The 15022-nt window shown below is 57.9% G+C and carries 15 protein-coding genes; 5 read left to right on the forward strand and 10 right to left on the reverse strand.

The window, feature by feature from the left end:
- Window positions 1–237: 237 nt before the first annotated feature.
- The 3 genes from ASD01_RS32380 to ASD01_RS37325 all read right to left on the reverse strand — a co-directional run bounded on the left by ASD01_RS32380 (window position 238) and on the right by ASD01_RS37325 (window position 2633).
- Window positions 238–1563, reverse strand: coding sequence for an NAD(P)/FAD-dependent oxidoreductase (locus ASD01_RS32380; protein WP_244495321.1), 1326 nt, complete (start codon window positions 1561–1563; stop codon window positions 238–240).
- Window positions 1560–2264 (reverse strand): haloacid dehalogenase type II, encoded by a 705-nt coding sequence (locus ASD01_RS32385; protein ID WP_063979547.1) that lies wholly within the window; start codon window positions 2262–2264, stop codon window positions 1560–1562. Before ASD01_RS32385 ends, ASD01_RS32380 begins: the two co-directional genes overlap by 4 nt.
- A 240-nt stretch (window positions 2265–2504) precedes the next feature.
- Complete coding sequence (locus ASD01_RS37325; protein ID WP_280138798.1) at window positions 2505–2633, reverse strand: hypothetical protein; 129 nt, start codon at window positions 2631–2633, stop codon at window positions 2505–2507.
- On the opposite strand from ASD01_RS37325, the gene ASD01_RS32390 reads away from it, so the two are divergent.
- Window positions 2632–3006 carry a cupin domain-containing protein gene (locus ASD01_RS32390; protein ID WP_060644893.1) on the forward strand — a complete coding sequence of 125 codons (375 nt, stop codon included), beginning with the start codon at window positions 2632–2634 and terminating at the stop codon, window positions 3004–3006. The two genes, ASD01_RS37325 and ASD01_RS32390, sit on opposite strands and share 2 nt — an antisense overlap.
- A 779-nt stretch (window positions 3007–3785) precedes the next feature.
- Here ASD01_RS32390 and ASD01_RS32395 read toward each other — a convergent pair.
- Window positions 3786–4655 (reverse strand): LysR family transcriptional regulator, encoded by an 870-nt coding sequence (locus tag ASD01_RS32395; RefSeq protein ID WP_060644996.1) that lies wholly within the window; start codon window positions 4653–4655, stop codon window positions 3786–3788.
- Between the two features lie 109 nt (window positions 4656–4764).
- Between ASD01_RS32395 and ASD01_RS32400 the strand changes: the two genes are divergently transcribed.
- Complete coding sequence (locus tag ASD01_RS32400) at window positions 4765–5754, forward strand: zinc-dependent alcohol dehydrogenase family protein (RefSeq protein ID WP_200954165.1); 990 nt, start codon at window positions 4765–4767, stop codon at window positions 5752–5754.
- Window positions 5755–5993: 239 nt separating this feature from the next.
- On the opposite strand, the gene ASD01_RS32405 is transcribed toward ASD01_RS32400, so the two are convergent.
- From ASD01_RS32405 to ASD01_RS32415, 3 genes are read right to left on the reverse strand one after another with little or no spacing between them, the layout of a single operon-like run.
- On the reverse strand, window positions 5994–6380 hold the full coding sequence (locus ASD01_RS32405; RefSeq protein ID WP_060644895.1) for a DUF983 domain-containing protein: 387 nt from the start codon (window positions 6378–6380) through the stop codon (window positions 5994–5996).
- Between the two features lie 46 nt (window positions 6381–6426).
- Window positions 6427–6735, reverse strand: a complete 309-nt coding sequence (locus ASD01_RS32410) for a tautomerase family protein (RefSeq protein ID WP_025431004.1) — start codon at window positions 6733–6735, stop codon at window positions 6427–6429.
- Between the two features lie 48 nt (window positions 6736–6783).
- Window positions 6784–7773, reverse strand: coding sequence for a zinc-dependent alcohol dehydrogenase family protein (locus ASD01_RS32415; protein ID WP_060644896.1), 990 nt, complete (start codon window positions 7771–7773; stop codon window positions 6784–6786).
- 249 nt (window positions 7774–8022) lie between these two features.
- Between ASD01_RS32415 and ASD01_RS32420 the strand changes: the two genes are divergently transcribed.
- Together ASD01_RS32420 and ASD01_RS32425 are read left to right on the forward strand one after the other, a co-directional pair.
- On the forward strand, window positions 8023–8739 hold the full coding sequence (locus tag ASD01_RS32420) for a hypothetical protein (protein WP_060644897.1): 717 nt from the start codon (window positions 8023–8025) through the stop codon (window positions 8737–8739).
- A gap of 81 nt (window positions 8740–8820) precedes the next feature.
- Window positions 8821–9984 carry a trans-sulfuration enzyme family protein gene (locus tag ASD01_RS32425; protein WP_060644997.1) on the forward strand — a complete coding sequence of 388 codons (1164 nt, stop codon included), beginning with the start codon at window positions 8821–8823 and terminating at the stop codon, window positions 9982–9984.
- Between the two features lie 242 nt (window positions 9985–10226).
- Here the strand turns inward: ASD01_RS32425 and ASD01_RS32430 are convergent, their stop codons facing one another.
- The 3 genes from ASD01_RS32430 to ASD01_RS32440 all read right to left on the reverse strand — a co-directional run bounded on the left by ASD01_RS32430 (window position 10227) and on the right by ASD01_RS32440 (window position 12467).
- Entirely contained in the window at window positions 10227–10571 is a 345-nt protein-coding gene (locus ASD01_RS32430; RefSeq protein ID WP_082584721.1) for a carboxymuconolactone decarboxylase family protein, read from the reverse strand.
- A 24-nt stretch (window positions 10572–10595) separates the two neighbouring features.
- Window positions 10596–11561, reverse strand: a complete 966-nt coding sequence (locus ASD01_RS32435; RefSeq protein WP_458574513.1) for an MBL fold metallo-hydrolase — start codon at window positions 11559–11561, stop codon at window positions 10596–10598.
- A gap of 81 nt (window positions 11562–11642) precedes the next feature.
- Window positions 11643–12467, reverse strand: coding sequence for an alpha/beta fold hydrolase (locus ASD01_RS32440; RefSeq protein ID WP_060644900.1), 825 nt, complete (start codon window positions 12465–12467; stop codon window positions 11643–11645).
- Window positions 12468–12971: 504 nt separating this feature from the next.
- Here ASD01_RS32440 and ASD01_RS32445 point away from each other — a divergent pair.
- Window positions 12972–15020, forward strand: coding sequence for a PAS domain-containing protein (locus tag ASD01_RS32445; protein ID WP_060644998.1), 2049 nt, complete (start codon window positions 12972–12974; stop codon window positions 15018–15020).
- The last annotated feature ends 2 nt before the right edge of the window (window positions 15021–15022 follow it).

Consider the following 15022-nt stretch of genomic DNA (forward strand, 5'->3'; position numbering starts at 1 on the left):
TCGCTCCGAGAGCTGATTGCTTCGCATCCCCTGGGGGGGAAGCCTTCGCTCGAAATCCATTCGATTTTGACTTCAGCCGGTTTCGGCCGTTGTCCAGCGTTGCTGCTGTCGAGACTTCGACCATATTCATGTTCGCCGTTCGCCTCGTGATGGATCCGTAAAGCAGCAGACATCGTCCGCCGCTTCCGCTTCGGTTATCTTCCGAACGAATATTTTCTCACTTCCGGGTCCGCGCCTTTAGAAAGCGTCGCGGAACATGAACCAGTTGATTGCCGCTGCCAGATAGAGCCGCTGGAACATGTGGAAAGGAATCCCTTGGATCGGCGTCACCGGGAACGGCAGCGCTTGCGCGTCTCCTCCCAGATAGTCAGCAATCGCCCGCCCCATCGCCGTTCCCATGGCGATCCCGCGGCCATTGTATCCCACCGCCACGAGCAGCCCCTTCTCGGGCTCGTGCAGGTGGGGAACTCCGTCTTGCGTCAACGCGACACGTCCGGCCCAATTGTGCTCGATCGGGATACCTGAAAGCTGCGGGAACAACCGTGCAAACGCACCGCGAAGATGTGAAAAATCCTCAGGCCGCGTCGGGTCTCCAAATTGTCCTCGCCCGCCTATGACCAGCCGGTTGGCTGGATCTTTGCGAAAATACAGAACGAGCCTGCGTGTGTCGGATGCCGTCCGGCCTTGCGCAAGAATTCCGGCTGCTGTCGCGTCGTCGAGCGGCGCGGTGGCAAGCTGAAAACTATTGGCCGCGATGATCGTCTGGCGCAGGCCGCCGATCAAATTCCCGGTATATCCATTTGTCGCCACGATCACGTTTGTCGCTTTGGCTGTTCCGGTGGAGGTTCTAACGATCCATCCTTTGTCTTTGCGCTGCAAAGATTGCACTTCAGCGTTGTCGAAAATGCTCGCGCCTTTTTCCATCGCGGCTCGAGCAAGTTCGCGCGCATAGCTCAGGGGCTGCAATGAACCACCGCGCGGGTCGAGCAGTCCGCCCACATAACAAGGGGAGCCAATCGCCCGCTCGGTCTCCTCGCGGCTCAACATTTTGATCGGCACGCCACGTGCCATCCATCCCTCGGCGCGCCGCTCCAGCATTTGAAGCGCCGCCTCCGAATGGGCAGGTGTCACCGAGCCGGGACGCATGGCATGGCAGTCCATGGAGAACCGCGAGATCAACTCGAAGACGAGATCCGGAGCCGAACCGACGAAGTTCAAAGCACGCTCCCCAGCCGCAGCGCCAAAACGACCAGGTGCTTGGTGCGGATCTAGCTTGAACCCCGGATTGACCTGCCCGCCATTTCGGCCAGAGGCACCAAAACCGACAGACCGCGCCTCCAAAACCGCGACGCTTGAACCTCGCTCCGCCAGGTGCAAGGCGGAGGACAATCCCGTGTAACCGCCGCCAATCACGACGACGTCGACTTCGATGTCGCCGCGCAACGCCTGGATGCCCGCAGGGGCGCGGCAGGCGGTTTGGGCCCACAACGAGCTCACTATTCCGCGATCCTTAGGTCGGTCCTGCGGCATGGCCGCCTCCTCGTTGAGGGCTAACAACGTCATGCGGCCTGTCCGTCGACGCCCAGCAGCGCGGGAACGCCAGTCAGATCAGGAAGTTCGGCATACGGCAGCCAATCCGGGTTGCCCGCTTGCTGAAGCCGATTGATCCAAACGCCGCGAATTCCGAGCTGGTGGCATGCTTGCATGTCCAACACCATGCTCATGGCGACGTGAACCGTTTGCTCCTTGGTTACTCCCATTGTCCGGTGCGCGTATTCAAAGATCTGGCGCGACGGCTTGTAAGCCTGCGCCTTCTCCGCAGTTATGACGTAGTCGATCGGAACACCGAGACGTTCGACATTGTGGACGATCAAATTCTCGTCGGAGTTGGTGAAGATCGCGAGCTTGTAACGGCTGCGCAGACGCCGCAATACGCCCGGAACCTCCGGATGGGGTCCCATCGTTGTTACCGAATGCAAGATCCGCTCCACATCTGCGGGAGTGTAACCAATCGCATGATGGTCGAGCGCACTCTTCAACGATAAGCAGAAAACATCCTTGTAGAGGCGGTGGGGACGATCCTTTTCGAACTGGCGCGAGAAGCCGGAGAAGGTGTCGAGCAACGTCGCTGAACTGACGAGCACTGCGCCAGCCGAACGGATCTGCAGCGCATCGAATTCCGCCAAGAGCACCTCCCGCCACTGCACGAGTGTGCCATAGCAGTCGAATGAGATGACGCTCGGTATCGGGTTGAGTTGAAACACCTGTGCCTCCAATCAAAATCTTCTCGTCGCGGGCTGAACCGCGGCATTTCATCATGCTCCCCCACAGGAACACAACTTGAGTTGAGCCGTCAGCGTTCGGACGCGACCGAACGCGCACAATCCCAATCCTGAACGGGGCACCCAAAACATAGCCATCGACAGACCACTGGTTTGACGCACCGCGATGAGCCCCAAGCTCACCGCCCCGCAATCCCATAAATACTTGCTGATTGGCGATTGTCAAACAATTAATTCTCGACCATAAAGACGAAGGTGATCGACAAGCTTGGTCCCGAGCAGAAAAGTAAACCCTTGAACATCAAGCGCCACCACAAACGGCGTGGCGTCAAAACGATGGATATCGCCCATGTCGAAACCAGCCCTCCTGCCCGCAGTCATCTCGCAACCCAATCAAATCGAAACAGAAGCGCTCGACAACGCCGGGCAGCCGACCAATCACCTGGATACCGACATACCGCAGTTTCGCCGGCGCGGCTTCCAAGCCCCAGGGCTCGAAAAATTCCGGTTCGGGGTCTGGGAAACCACGCCCGGCACCTGGAAACGGCAGGTGCCGGAAGCCGAGTTTTCCCAGATACTTGAAGGCGAAGGCACCTTCACTAGCGAAGACGGTTCGACGGTGGCTTTCCGCGGAGGCGACACACTCTTTTTCCCGCAGAATTGCGCAGGTACGTGGGTCGTCACCAAAACGCTCCGAAAGACCTTCGTCGTAATTCCGGATTGATAGATTGCCAACGTCATGTGTTGGGGAGGCCCTAAGGCGACTCCAGCCGTGTCAGAGGTTCGAAGCGATTATGGCCGCAGGACTTCCGCGGGCGCAGCAGCGATCCGCGACCGAACCGACATTACAGTCACTTCGCAACAGCGACGCGGGCTAACAGCATTTCTGAGCGATCGTCCCTGCACGTTCGCCGCTCAGGAGGGAAGGCGGTGTTCATGCACCGCCTTCTTGGATTTCCGCTCGACATAGTCGTCCGAACAATCAACTCCAGTGTTGTCCCTTCCAAGGACTGATTGCCGCTAACGCACCACTCGCCCATCATCGGCCATTCTCCGGTTCACCGCCTCTGGCGCATAGTTGCTACGCCCATCATGGATGCGTGCGCGACACGGCGCCCTGACGTCCTTTGTCAATGTTTTGGCCACGGGAATGTCGACATTGGTCACCTAGTCCAGGAATGGCCTCAAATAGCTGAAGAGAGCGAACTGACCAATGCACAGCTCAGGAGCGCAGCCATGCCAAGAGCCACACGTAAACGTCCCAGCAGTCGGAAACCGTTCAAGCTGGTCTGGTCCCCTCCGGGCGGAGGTCCGGACAGACTGATCCACTGCCAGTTGAGCGTCAGCGGTGCCACGGGTTGTTCGCTGAGGGTCAAGTTATGCGCTGCCAAAAGCGACGCCGCCGACAGCGAGTTTATGATAACTGCCAAGATGGCCTACAGGTGTCCGACATCGTGAGCACCCTCGGGTTGCCCTCAGCGAGAGCCGCCCACTTAGACGGCTCTATCGATATTGGCGTTGCATCACTTGTGCATGCTCACCAACAAACTGAATAAGAGCTCGCAGCCGTGGAAGGCGTCGTAGATCCTGATGATACCCTAGCCAAGTATCCCTTCCAGGGGGAGCCTCTGACACGTCGACACGCTTCACCCCCTCCATCGAGTCCCCCAGCGGTCTCGGAAGAACGGCCATACCTGCACCATCTGCGCATAACCGTGCCTGAACATCGCGATTGTTGCTCCGCATCGAAACTTTCGCATTCGGGAACCGGCCCTTAAGCCAAGCCACATCGGGCATGCTTCCAAATGCCTCATCCATAATGATCACGCTGAATCCCGCTCCTGTGCCGGGCGAAGGGTCGTTCGATCCTTTGGCGACATACAGGCCATAGGGAATATGCAGCAGCTTGCGTGAAATGACTTCCGGCTCGGTGAAGGACCGAATGCGGAAAACCAGATCGGCTTCGCGACGCGCCAGGTTCAAAAGCCTGGCGTCAGTGAGAATTTCGATGATTACACTGGGATGCAAACGTGCGAAGTCGGCAAGGATGGGGGCGAGAATATGGATGCCGAACCAGTCAGAGCACGATATCCGCAAGGTTCCGGACAGCGTGTTCTCGGTGCCCGCAAGTTGCCGCTGGAGTGCCAGCGCCTCCTCCTCCATCCGTTCGGCGTGCCCCATCACGACGGTGCCCTCATCTGTCAGGACAAACCCGTCCGGTGTGCGCTGGAACAGCGAGTGGCCGACCGCGGCCTCAAGGGTCTTTAGCCGTCTTCCCATCGTCGGCTGCGTCAGGCCCAACTTCCTCGCGGCCGCACCCAGCGTTCCCTCCCTCGCGATCGCAAGGAAAAGACGGATGTCGCTCCATTCCATCATGACTTAAGGCCCATTCAAAAATGCATGATCAACATACAATCTATACGATTTCCATTCGGAAAATTCCATATCAAAGTGCTGACATCAACTGAAAGGGATCAATCCTATGGGCACGATGAAAGCATTAGTTCTTGAAAATCACGGTACCGAATTCCGCATCGCGCAGATCGCACGACCGGCCGCGGCCGAAGGCCAGGTGCTCGTCCGAGTAAAGGCGAGCGGCGTAAATCCTCTGGACACGAAGATCCGCGCAGGAGCAGCCGCTCATGCCAGACATCCTCTTCCCGCAATCCTGGGTATCGACCTTGCTGGGGTTGTTGAAGAAGTCGGCGCAGGCGTGACCGGATTTCGCCGCGGAGATGAAGTCTACGGCATGACAGGCGGTGTGGCTGGCGTTCAAGGTTCGCTGGCAGAATTTGCGGCCGTCGATGCACGGTTGCTGGCCATTAAACCATCTCACCTTTCCATGCGGGAAGCAGCCGCTCTACCCCTCATCTTCATCACGGCGTGGGAAGGCCTCGTGGATCGCGTCGGCGTCCGGGCTGGCCAGAAGTTGCTCGTCCTCGGTGGCGGTGGTGGCGTTGGTCACGTAGCAGTTCAGATTGGCAAATCTCTTGGTGCGGACGTCTATGCAGTCGATGGAGCCCGGAAGGCTGACTACATCAAGAGCCTCAATGCGACGCCGATCGACTACGCCACGGAAACCGTCGAAGAATACGTCGCCAAATACACACAAGGGCAAGGATTCGACGTCGTCTACGACACGATTGGCGGCGCTGGCCTGGACACTGCGTTCAAGGCAGTCACCCGATTTGGGCGCGTGGTTAGCTGCCTCGGCTGGGGCTCGCACGCCCTCGCCCCGCTTTCATTCAAGGCGGCGACATACTCCGGCGTGTTCACACTGCTTCCGTTACTCACTGGCGAAGGTCGTGAGCATCACGGGGACATCATGCGGGAAGCAACGCGCCTTGCAGAAAGGGGTCAGTTGATGCCGCGTCTCGACGGTCGATCTTTCACACTTGAGAATGTGATGGCGGCCCACGAGTTGATCGAAGTCGGCAAGGTTGACGGAAAGCTCGTCGTAGACATCGCTTAAAGGCCAGGGTCTCGCGTCATCATGGCCGGGACCCGTTTGCCCTGCAATCCCATCGAGTTCTGCATACGCCCAGACGCGAGGATGTCCTTCTCTTTGTCTCGCTCGCAAAAGATCATGCGGGACAGCTGGGTGGAACAGATCTGGTGTGTCTGGTTTAGCAGCAAAAGACCTGCCGTTCGAACGGACCGTGATCCCGACGGCGAACAAGACTGCCTTCGCGCCGATGCGAGGTCTTCCATTCAACTTCGCCAGTCCCGATCGATGTGGCCTTCTTCGGCTTTTTGAAAGTGTTGGGAGCATACCAGCCAGCCTTTCAAAGGCCTCAACAGCACGACACATGCTGCCGTGGTTAAAGGTAGAGTTGAAAGGAGATGTACCGAGAGCGAGGGCTCGAATGTCAGTTGGAGCCACAGAGCGAAAGCAAGCGCAGGAACGGCGACGATACTCATGGCGAAAAATGCGGGGCCGTCCGCAGGGTCAGCGAACGCATAGACCAGACCACAGACCTCACAAGACGGCGCCAATGACAAGAGCCTGTTCAACAGGTATCCCCGTTGACACCGCGGACAACGCCCCTTGAACCCGGAGAGCGCAGGATTGGTAGTCTCGTTGTAGTCGATGGTCATGTATTCGTTCCCTCGCCATCGAAATCGAGATGGATGCTGTTGAAGGCTAACTGGCCTCGGCCTTGGGTGGCAACGCCGCTGCAAACTCGTCACGAGACGTCGGGTTCCCGTCAATCATCTCGTAGACGGCCTTAGAGCGGCCAAGGGTTTCCATTAGCGAGGATGGCCCGGCGAAGGGTTGCCCGCCAATGTGCCAGCCATCGGTGTGAAGCTCCTCTATCAGAACCCAGGTAACGGAACGGAACGCCTCCGAGCCTTCGAACTTGACCATTACATCGGTGATCGCCTTCGCCAGCGCGTGTTTTTGGGTGCTTGTAAACACACCATCCACGAGTTTGATATTCACAAAGGGCATCGTCTTCTCCTCTGGTTTCTTGGGGAAATTCGACAGGGCCGACCGCAACTAATCGAGCTCGACAACAAGCTTGCCGTTGGCCTTTCGGGTCTCGATTAGCTCGTGGGCGCTTGCAGCGGTCTCGAGCGTGAATGTCCTCGGATCGAGGCGCGGCGACACCTTCCCTGCCTCCACCAGTTTCGTAGCCTCCCGCATGATATCGCCATGGTGCTCACGCCCCTCACCGGTCAGGAGTGGGATCAGAGTGAAGACACCAGAGTAGGTAGCAGACTTGAACGAGAGGGGAGCCAAGGCATGAGTTCCCCAACCGAGGCAACTCACCACGTGTCCGAATCGGGCAACGGCCTTGAATGCGGTGTCCAATCCCGCGCCGCCGACAGTATCGTAAACGACATCGAATCCTCTACCGCCGGAGTGCTTTGCAACGTAGGTCTCCACGTCTTCGGATGAGTAATCGATCGGCGTTGCTCCCAGACTGCGCAGATAGTCTGCCTTGCTCCCCGAATCGACGGCACAGACGTCAGCTCCCAACGCAACAGCGATCTGGACGGCGATATGCCCAACGCCACCGCCGGCGCCAATTACGAGAACTGATTGTCCGGCCTGAACGTTCACTCGGTCGACGAGCCCCTCCCATGCGGTGATGAAGATCAGTGGCAGTGCCGCCGCTTCGCGCATCGAGATGTTCGACGGCTTGATAGCCAGAAGGCGCTCGTCAACCGCCGCATACTCCGCAAGCGATCCTTGATTGCCGCCCACACCTCCGGCCATCCCGTAGACCTCGTCACCGGGAGAAAACCTCGTCACACCCTCACCAACCTCCTCCACGACCCCGGCAAGATCGATTCCAAGTATCGCAGGTAATCCATGTCGGGCGTGCGCCGCGGCTCCGGCACGGATTTTTGTGTCCAGGGGATTCACACCGCTAGCCCTGATACGAACCAAGACCTCACCAGACTTGGGTACCGGATGCTCCAATTCAGAAACCAGGAAGGGACCATTCGCGGCTTCTACCACCGCTGCTCGCATCGTCGGCATCTCGCGTCTCCTTGTAGCGTTCGTCCGGGGAGACTGTGCGCCAACTTCCTGGTGGCGGAAATCATATATACCTTTAGACGCTTGCTTTCGGCGAAGTGGCAACCGAGTCCGGCGGTTGCAAAATCGGATTCGAGCTCTCGCCCTAATGGAAGATATGATTTCCGATTTTCCGCAGAAGTGTACCCTTTGATCAGGGCTGATCAGACATGATCGAGCCGATCGTGGCCACTTGGTATTGGGAGCAAAAGTTTGAACAAGCTGCTCGACAAGGCCATCGTTGCTCATGGGGGGCTGACAAACTGGGGCGCACATAATGTTGCGAAGGCAACGGCTTCACTGGGCGGCGATTTATGTGTGAAGTTCGGCGAACTGACACCTCGACAGATAACTGTCTTCCCGCATCTTCAACGAGCGGTTATTGAGCCCCTCGGGTGCGTCGATTGCCGAAGCGACCTCGAACGCAACCGCTTATCCATCCTGGGTAGCGACGGGTCCCTTGTCACTGGGGTCGAGGACGTGCGTTCCGCGCAATTGCAATACGACTTCAAACTGCCGGTCGATCCATTAGTCGGAGTTTTACTGGCGTGCTCCACTGTTCGATCGTTCTTGACCGCGCCCTTCCACTTGATACTGGAAGGTGTCGAGGTATGCGAACTCGTTCCCTGGAACGAAGGTGGAAACCAATGGCGAGTTCTCAGGGCCGAGTTGCCGCCAGACCTTGCAACCGCCGCCCGGGTCCACGACTACTTCTTCGACGCCAACTTCCTCTTGCGGAGGCATGACTACCACGTCGATGGCGACGCGGGCATAACCATCACGGAATTGCTTTCTCACTACGAAGATTGTCGTGGGGTCAACATGCCAACGAAGCTACGCGGGTACCCTCGCCGGGCAGACCTTACGCCCGATTTATCTCGCTTGATGATATCCATTGATATAAGCGGCCTGCAGTTTTCGGTCGCCTAGAGTTCGCACCCGACCACGCACTTGCAGGGGCCGGATGTGGTGGACACTTCTGACTTCCGCTTCGGTGAAAAGGAAAATGCGATGAAGGACCTCACGCGCTGTGTCGTGACACCCAACGTAAATGCCGAAGGCTTCGCAACGCTCGGGGTTGGAGTGCATCGTGCTTCAACGATCGTCTTCGACACCGCCGAGGGTTACGCAAACCGCGGACAACGCGGACCTGACGGCTACAGTTACGGTCTTTACGGGACACCGACCACCAGAACGCTCGAGGCAAAACTGACAGCTCTCGAGAACGGTGCCAGAACATTCCTCGTGCCCTCGGGCCAGGCGGCCAACGCGATTGCGATGCTTCCATTTCTCAAGGCGGGTGACGGCATCCTCATAGCCGATTCTGTGTACCCCCCGGTGCGCGATTTCGCCAATACGGAACTCGCGCGCTTCGGTATCGAGGTTGCCTACTACGATCCCGTCGATCCATCCGATCTCGTCGCTAAAATCAACGCCAGAACCAAGATAGTCTGGTGCGAATCTCCTGGGTCGACGACAATGGAAGTCCAGGACCTACCCATTATTGCGGACATAACCCATCGGCACGGGGCACTGGTTGGCTGCGACAATACCTGGGCGACACCTCTGAACTACAAACCCCTGACGCTCGGAGCAGACATCGTCACAGAGGGGCTGACCAAGTACATTTCGGGGCATTCAGACGTACTGCTGGGATCGTTGACGGTCCGCGATGAACAACTAACCGCTCCGATACGGTCAACGCTCGGACGAATGGGGATCTGCGTGTCACCGGATGACGCCTCTTTGGTCTTAAGAGGACTAGAAACGCTCGGCGTTCGCATGAGACATGCAAGTCAAGGTGCCCTGCAGTTGATCGAAAGGATACAGGCAGCGGAAATCGTGGAACGTGTTATCCATCCAGCATTGCCGACCGATCCTGGCCATTCGATCTGGAAGAGGGACTTTCTTGGGGCGTCAGGTGTCTTTGGCGTCGTTTTCAAAAGAGGCCTGTCCGATCGCGTCTCGCCCTCTCTCAATGTGCTCAAGACATTTGCAATAGGGGCATCCTGGGGCGGAACTCGCAGTCTCATTGCGCCCATGCCTGTCAAGGCCTACCGCACGGTGCGGACGTGGGACGCAGATGATCTCGTCTTGCGCATAAGTGTTGGCCTTGAAGATCATCAGGACCTTGTCGATGATATCGAAGCGCTTCTCGCCGAGATTTCCAGATGATGACGGCACGGACACTTGGGCCTCCTGGCTCAGGCGATCTGGCTCTGGTCTGCCGGCTTAGCCGAGTCGTGCAATTCACATCGAGGTAGGCCTTCGTCGCCCCCGATGGCCTCAGGCAGTTTTCGGGAGTGCCTGAGCATGAACCGAATCTTTCTTTTCTCAACCGAACCTCCGTTCACCCAATTGCGGGTAACCCTGACAGGCCCGACCTGGGCTGAGCCTCAATGTAACCGCTGAGGTTGTCATAAAGCCTTTGATTTGACGGCATCCATCACTCGCGTGGAATAAACGAGTCCTGCTCCAGCGTTGACGCCAATAGCCGTCCCGAGCGCCTCGGCGATCTCTTCGCGCGTTGCACCCGCTTTAAGCGCGGCGTCGGTGTGAACAACGATGCAGCCATCGCAGCGCAGCGAGACCGCAGCCGCTAGAGCGATCAGTTCGTTGACCTTGCTACCCAGCAGATTGGTTTTACGGGCCGCTCCACCGATTGCCTGGTAGCCTCTGATCACGTCCGGACTCAGTGCGGCGATTTCGCCTACCCCCGCAAGCACCTGCTGATGATAGGCATTCCAATCGATCATAGACATCACATACCCTCGTGATTTCGCAACTCAGACGCCATGATAGACAAGACGCGTGAAGAACTCGGGACTGATGACGAACTGCCCCCACTTTGCGTCGAAGTCGGCAGTCGGTTTCGCGGCAATGATCTCGTCGATGGGCTTTCCCTCGGACTTCAGCTTTGCCACATTTCCGCGGATGTCGACGAGCATCGTACGGTAGTCACTTAATTCGGACTTTTTGCTGAGAGGCTGACCGTGCCCCGGAATGACAACTGTCTCTTCGGTGATGTTAGAGAGAATGTCTTCAACCGCCTTGATCTTGCCGTCGATCCCTCCACCAGTCGAATAGTCGATGAATGGGTAAATGCCGTTCCAGTACAGGTCTCCGGTGTGGACGATGTTTGCCTCGCTGAAGGTGACCGAGATGTCGCCGTCAGTATGCGCGTTCGGATGGTGCTTCAGCATCAACGTTTCCTTGTTGAGCTCGAGCGACATCTCGTCGCCGACCGTCTCCGACGGCACGGCAGCGAGCGGCGACCGTGGAAACTCGAAGTCCCAGTCGTCCACCCTTTGAACGGTCATGAGATGTTTCCTGGTGTTCTCGTGCGCCCGGATCGCGGCCCCTTCGGCGTTGAGCCACTCGTTTCCATCCGTGTGATCGAAATGCCAGTGTGTGTTGATAAGGTGCTTGATTGGCTGCTTTCCGAGCCCGGACAAGGCTTCGAGGATGCGAGGACGGGACGCGGTTATGCCTCCGTCGATCAAGACCTTTCCGTCTCCCCCGGTCAACACTGCTATGTTCCCGCCTGAACCTTCAAGGATCGAAACGCCCGCCTTAGTTTTGTGAATCTTGATCGGCGCTTTTGCCGCCTCGTCGCGGATCATGTCCACGATGCCCTGGGCTTTCGCGAAAACCTGCCGGGGACTAAGCCAGCCTCCGGATGCCGCGAACGTGGAGGCTGCCATGCAGCAGAGACAAAACCCGCGGCGGGAAAATTTGAAATCTTGGGTCATGGAAGATCCTTTCGGAAATGGTGGCGGGGCGGCTCCAGGGAGCTTGGGGTATCACCTGAAGCCGTCTTTCCCGCCGGGCGATCATGCCTGGAAAAACGCCAGCAGATCGGGATTTATGATATCGGGATGTGTGCTGCACATACCGTGCGGCAGCCCCTTGTAGACCTTCAGCGTACCGTGCTTCAGTAGCTTGATCGACAGGAGGGCAGCGTCGGCGATCGGAACGATCTGGTCATCGTCGCCGTGCATTACCAGAACCGGAACATCGATCTTCTTCAGGTCTTCAGTGAAGTTTGTCTCCGAGAAGACCTTAATGCATTCATAGTGCGCGATCGCTCCGCCGATCATTCCCTGCCGCCACCAATTCTGGATCAGCCCCGGGAAAACCTTGGCGTCCTTCCTGTTGAAGCCGTAGAAAGGACCCGTGGGAACGTCGAGGTAGAACTGCGCGCGGTTGGCTGCGAGTTGGGCGCGGAGATCGTCGAACACTCCGATGGGCAAGCCACCGGGATTGTCGTCGGACTTCAGCATCACCGGTGGGATCGCCGAGATTATCACTGCCTTGGCCACTCTACCCTTTCCATGCTGGGCAACGTAGCGAGTGACTTCGCCGCCTCCTGTCGAATGCCCCACATGGATCGCGTCACGCAGGTCGAGCGCCTTTGCAAGCTCAGCGACGTCGGCCGCATAAGTATCCATGTCATTACCGGTCGCGGTCTGCGTCGACCGGCCATGGCCGCGCCTGTCGTGGGCGATTACCCGGTAGCCCTTGCTGAGGAAGAAGAGCATCTGGTTGTCCCAGTCATCGGCGCTGAGCGGCCAACCGTGATGGAAGACGATGGGTTGGCCCTTTCCCCAATCCTTGTAGAATATCTGCGTCCCATCCTTAGTGGTGATCGTACCCATTGTCTTTTCCTCGGCTGATCGTTGCTGTGTCTGTCCACTCGCGGTCGATACCGGAGCAATTGGTGAAAACCCAAGGAGGGAAGCTCCGACAGCTCCTGCGGCGCTGCCCAACACGGCGCGACGTGAGATCGGAGGAAGCCCTGATTTTCGTTCTGCCATGACCTACATCCTTCAGTGGGCCATCGCTTGGACGGCGGCTGGGACAGCGAGTTCAACGGGATTTCAATCTCGTGCGTCGATCGCTTTCGGTGTCTTCAATGTTAGACAGGAGGCCCTGCTCGGCCAATCATATGTTTCCGTTAGTCGTGGAAGCGCAACTAGCCTGATCTTATTGATCGAAGTATAGTTTCACCGAACTCCAATGGTGCAACCTGGGAGAATGTCGTGAGGGTGCATCAAGTACGGCAATACGCACCTGCACTTGCTACGGGATGCGCCGGAACTGCTCTGGGGATGATGGAGCAGGAGCCGTACGGTGCGTTGTTCCTAGCCCTTGCGGCACTCATGCTTATCAAACGCAGGCAGGTCGCTGTGGCAATTGCGTTGCTCTTGATTGTCGTCGGCGCTCTGATCGTCTTCCTATCGTCCGATGGGTTCGCCTCCATAGCCCGCTCGGCGGCATTTCTGTTGTGCGCACTGGGCGCCTTCTGGCTGGTAAACATATGGCGAGCGCGTGCTGCTGCCGACCAACACCTCAATGACGCGAAACTGATCGTTGAAAGCATGCCGGGGCTAGGTTGGGCTACCGACGCCAAGGGAAACTTCGTCTACGTGAACCCGAGCGTGGTCGAGTACGTCGGCAAGCGGACCGACGAATTCAACGCCACAGGGCGAACCGGGCTGGAGGCCGTTCACCCAGACGAGGCCGAGCGCGTAACCGAGGCTTGGCTTACTAGCATGCGGACCGGTACCTCCTTCGAGTCAATTCATCGCATAAAACGGTCGGACGGCGAGTATCGCTGGTTTCACGCTTACGGCCGCCCCCATGTCGATAAGGAGGGCAACACACTCGGGTGGTTCGGAACAACAATCGACATCGATGAGAAGAAGCGCGCTGAGCAGCGGCTGGAGGATAGCGAAAGGCAGCTTCAAACACTGATCGATACGATGCCGGTGATGATATGGTGCGCCTCCCCGTCGGGCGTGCCGATCTACCAGAACCCCAAGACCCTCGAGTACCTCGGAGCGACATTCGAAGAGATCAGGGCGAACAATTTCGGTGTCGTTCATCGGGATGATGTTGAAGGTTTCCAGTCGGCGTGGGCGGCCTGCGTCGAACGAAAGGCATCGCTCTCACTGGTCTGCCGATTGCGATATAAGGACGGCACCTACCGTTGGAACAGGATCGACGCGGCCCCGCTCCTCGGCGAGGACGGTGAAATCATCGAGTGGTATGGGACCAACGTCGACATCGAGGAGCTTCATAGGACGCAGGAGGAACTCCGGGCGAACGCCGACCGGCTGAGATTGATGCTCGACACGCTTCCTGCCTTTGTGTGGTGCGCGAGTCCGGAGGGACAGCCCACCTATTTCAACGAGCCATTGATGAAATATTCCGGGGTGACGCTCGAGGAGCTTCGTGGGGTAAACGGTTCGGGCTTCGCGCCGATGATCAGCAGTCTCGTTCACCCGGCGGACGCGCCTTTTTTGCGGCATCGCTTTGAGCAAAGCTTCAAGTCCGGCGAACCCATTGCACTGAAATACCGCCATCGTTTGGCCAACGGCCAATATCACCTTGTCGACTGCAGGGCACGTGTCCTGCGCGACTGCCAAAGCAGGCTCTTTCAGTGGTACGGTGTCATTGTCGACGTCGAGGAAGAAACCCAGGCGCAGGCGCAGCTTCAGAAGGCCCAACATCAGCTTGAACTCGCGGCACGTGCCGCCAGTCTATCTGAGTTATCCGCTTCAATTGCCCACGAGTTGAACCAACCTTTGGTGGCCGTCGTCACAAACAGCAGTGCCACCGAAAGCTGGCTCAGTGCGAAGCCACCAAACATCGACAGGGCGAAATACAGTGCAAGAAAGGCGGCAGATGCCGCGAACGACGCAGGCGAAGTGATCAGCAGGATAAAGGCTCTCTTCAGGCAATCGGGCGGGGTGAAAAGCCCGGGAAACATCAACGAGGTCATCGAGGAAGCCTGCACGCTGCTGCGCGAGAGGATTTCAGGTTCGAAATGCGATCTGCGAACTCGCCTGGAGCCGGACCTGCCGACGGCGAACTTCGACAGGGGCCTCATCCTCCAGGTACTTGTCAATCTCATTCAGAACGCGATGGATGCGATGGCGACATTGAACGGGGCAATACGATTACTGGAAATCCGCTCGCGGTTCGATGACGGGACAATCCTCGTGGATGTGCGGGACAGCGGGGTCGGGCTACACGACAACGAGAAGATATTCGAACCATTCTACACCACGAAGCATAACGGCATGGGCATCGGGTTGTCGATCTGCCGAAGCATCGTCGGCGCACACGCCGGAAAGCTATGGGCTTCGCCCGCGGAGCCCACCGGCGCGGTATTCAGCTTTGCACTCCCCTTGTCCGGAGAATAACC

Source organism: Ensifer sp. Root423 (assembly GCF_001426275.1).
Lineage (GTDB): Bacteria > Pseudomonadota > Alphaproteobacteria > Rhizobiales > Rhizobiaceae > Ensifer > Ensifer adhaerens.

Coding starts and splice junctions, on each gene's coding strand:
- ASD01_RS32380 (WP_244495321.1), bottom strand. CDS start 1,563: ATGACGTTGTTAGCCCTCAACGAGGAGGCGGCCATGCCGCAGGACCGA.
- ASD01_RS32390 (WP_060644893.1), top strand. CDS start 2,632: ATGTCGAAACCAGCCCTCCTGCCCGCAGTCATCTCGCAACCCAATCAA.
- ASD01_RS37325 (WP_280138798.1), bottom strand. CDS start 2,633: ATGGGCGATATCCATCGTTTTGACGCCACGCCGTTTGTGGTGGCGCTT.
- ASD01_RS32395 (WP_060644996.1), bottom strand. CDS start 4,655: ATGGAATGGAGCGACATCCGTCTTTTCCTTGCGATCGCGAGGGAGGGA.
- ASD01_RS32400 (WP_200954165.1), top strand. CDS start 4,765: ATGGGCACGATGAAAGCATTAGTTCTTGAAAATCACGGTACCGAATTC.
- ASD01_RS32405 (WP_060644895.1), bottom strand. CDS start 6,380: ATGACCATCGACTACAACGAGACTACCAATCCTGCGCTCTCCGGGTTC.
- ASD01_RS32410 (WP_025431004.1), bottom strand. CDS start 6,735: ATGCCCTTTGTGAATATCAAACTCGTGGATGGTGTGTTTACAAGCACC.
- ASD01_RS32415 (WP_060644896.1), bottom strand. CDS start 7,773: ATGCCGACGATGCGAGCAGCGGTGGTAGAAGCCGCGAATGGTCCCTTC.
- ASD01_RS32425 (WP_060644997.1), top strand. CDS start 8,821: ATGAAGGACCTCACGCGCTGTGTCGTGACACCCAACGTAAATGCCGAA.
- ASD01_RS32430 (WP_082584721.1), bottom strand. CDS start 10,571: ATGTCTATGATCGATTGGAATGCCTATCATCAGCAGGTGCTTGCGGGG.
- ASD01_RS32435 (WP_458574513.1), bottom strand. CDS start 11,561: ATGACCCAAGATTTCAAATTTTCCCGCCGCGGGTTTTGTCTCTGCTGC.
- ASD01_RS32440 (WP_060644900.1), bottom strand. CDS start 12,467: ATGGGTACGATCACCACTAAGGATGGGACGCAGATATTCTACAAGGAT.
- ASD01_RS32445 (WP_060644998.1), top strand. CDS start 12,972: ATGCTTATCAAACGCAGGCAGGTCGCTGTGGCAATTGCGTTGCTCTTG.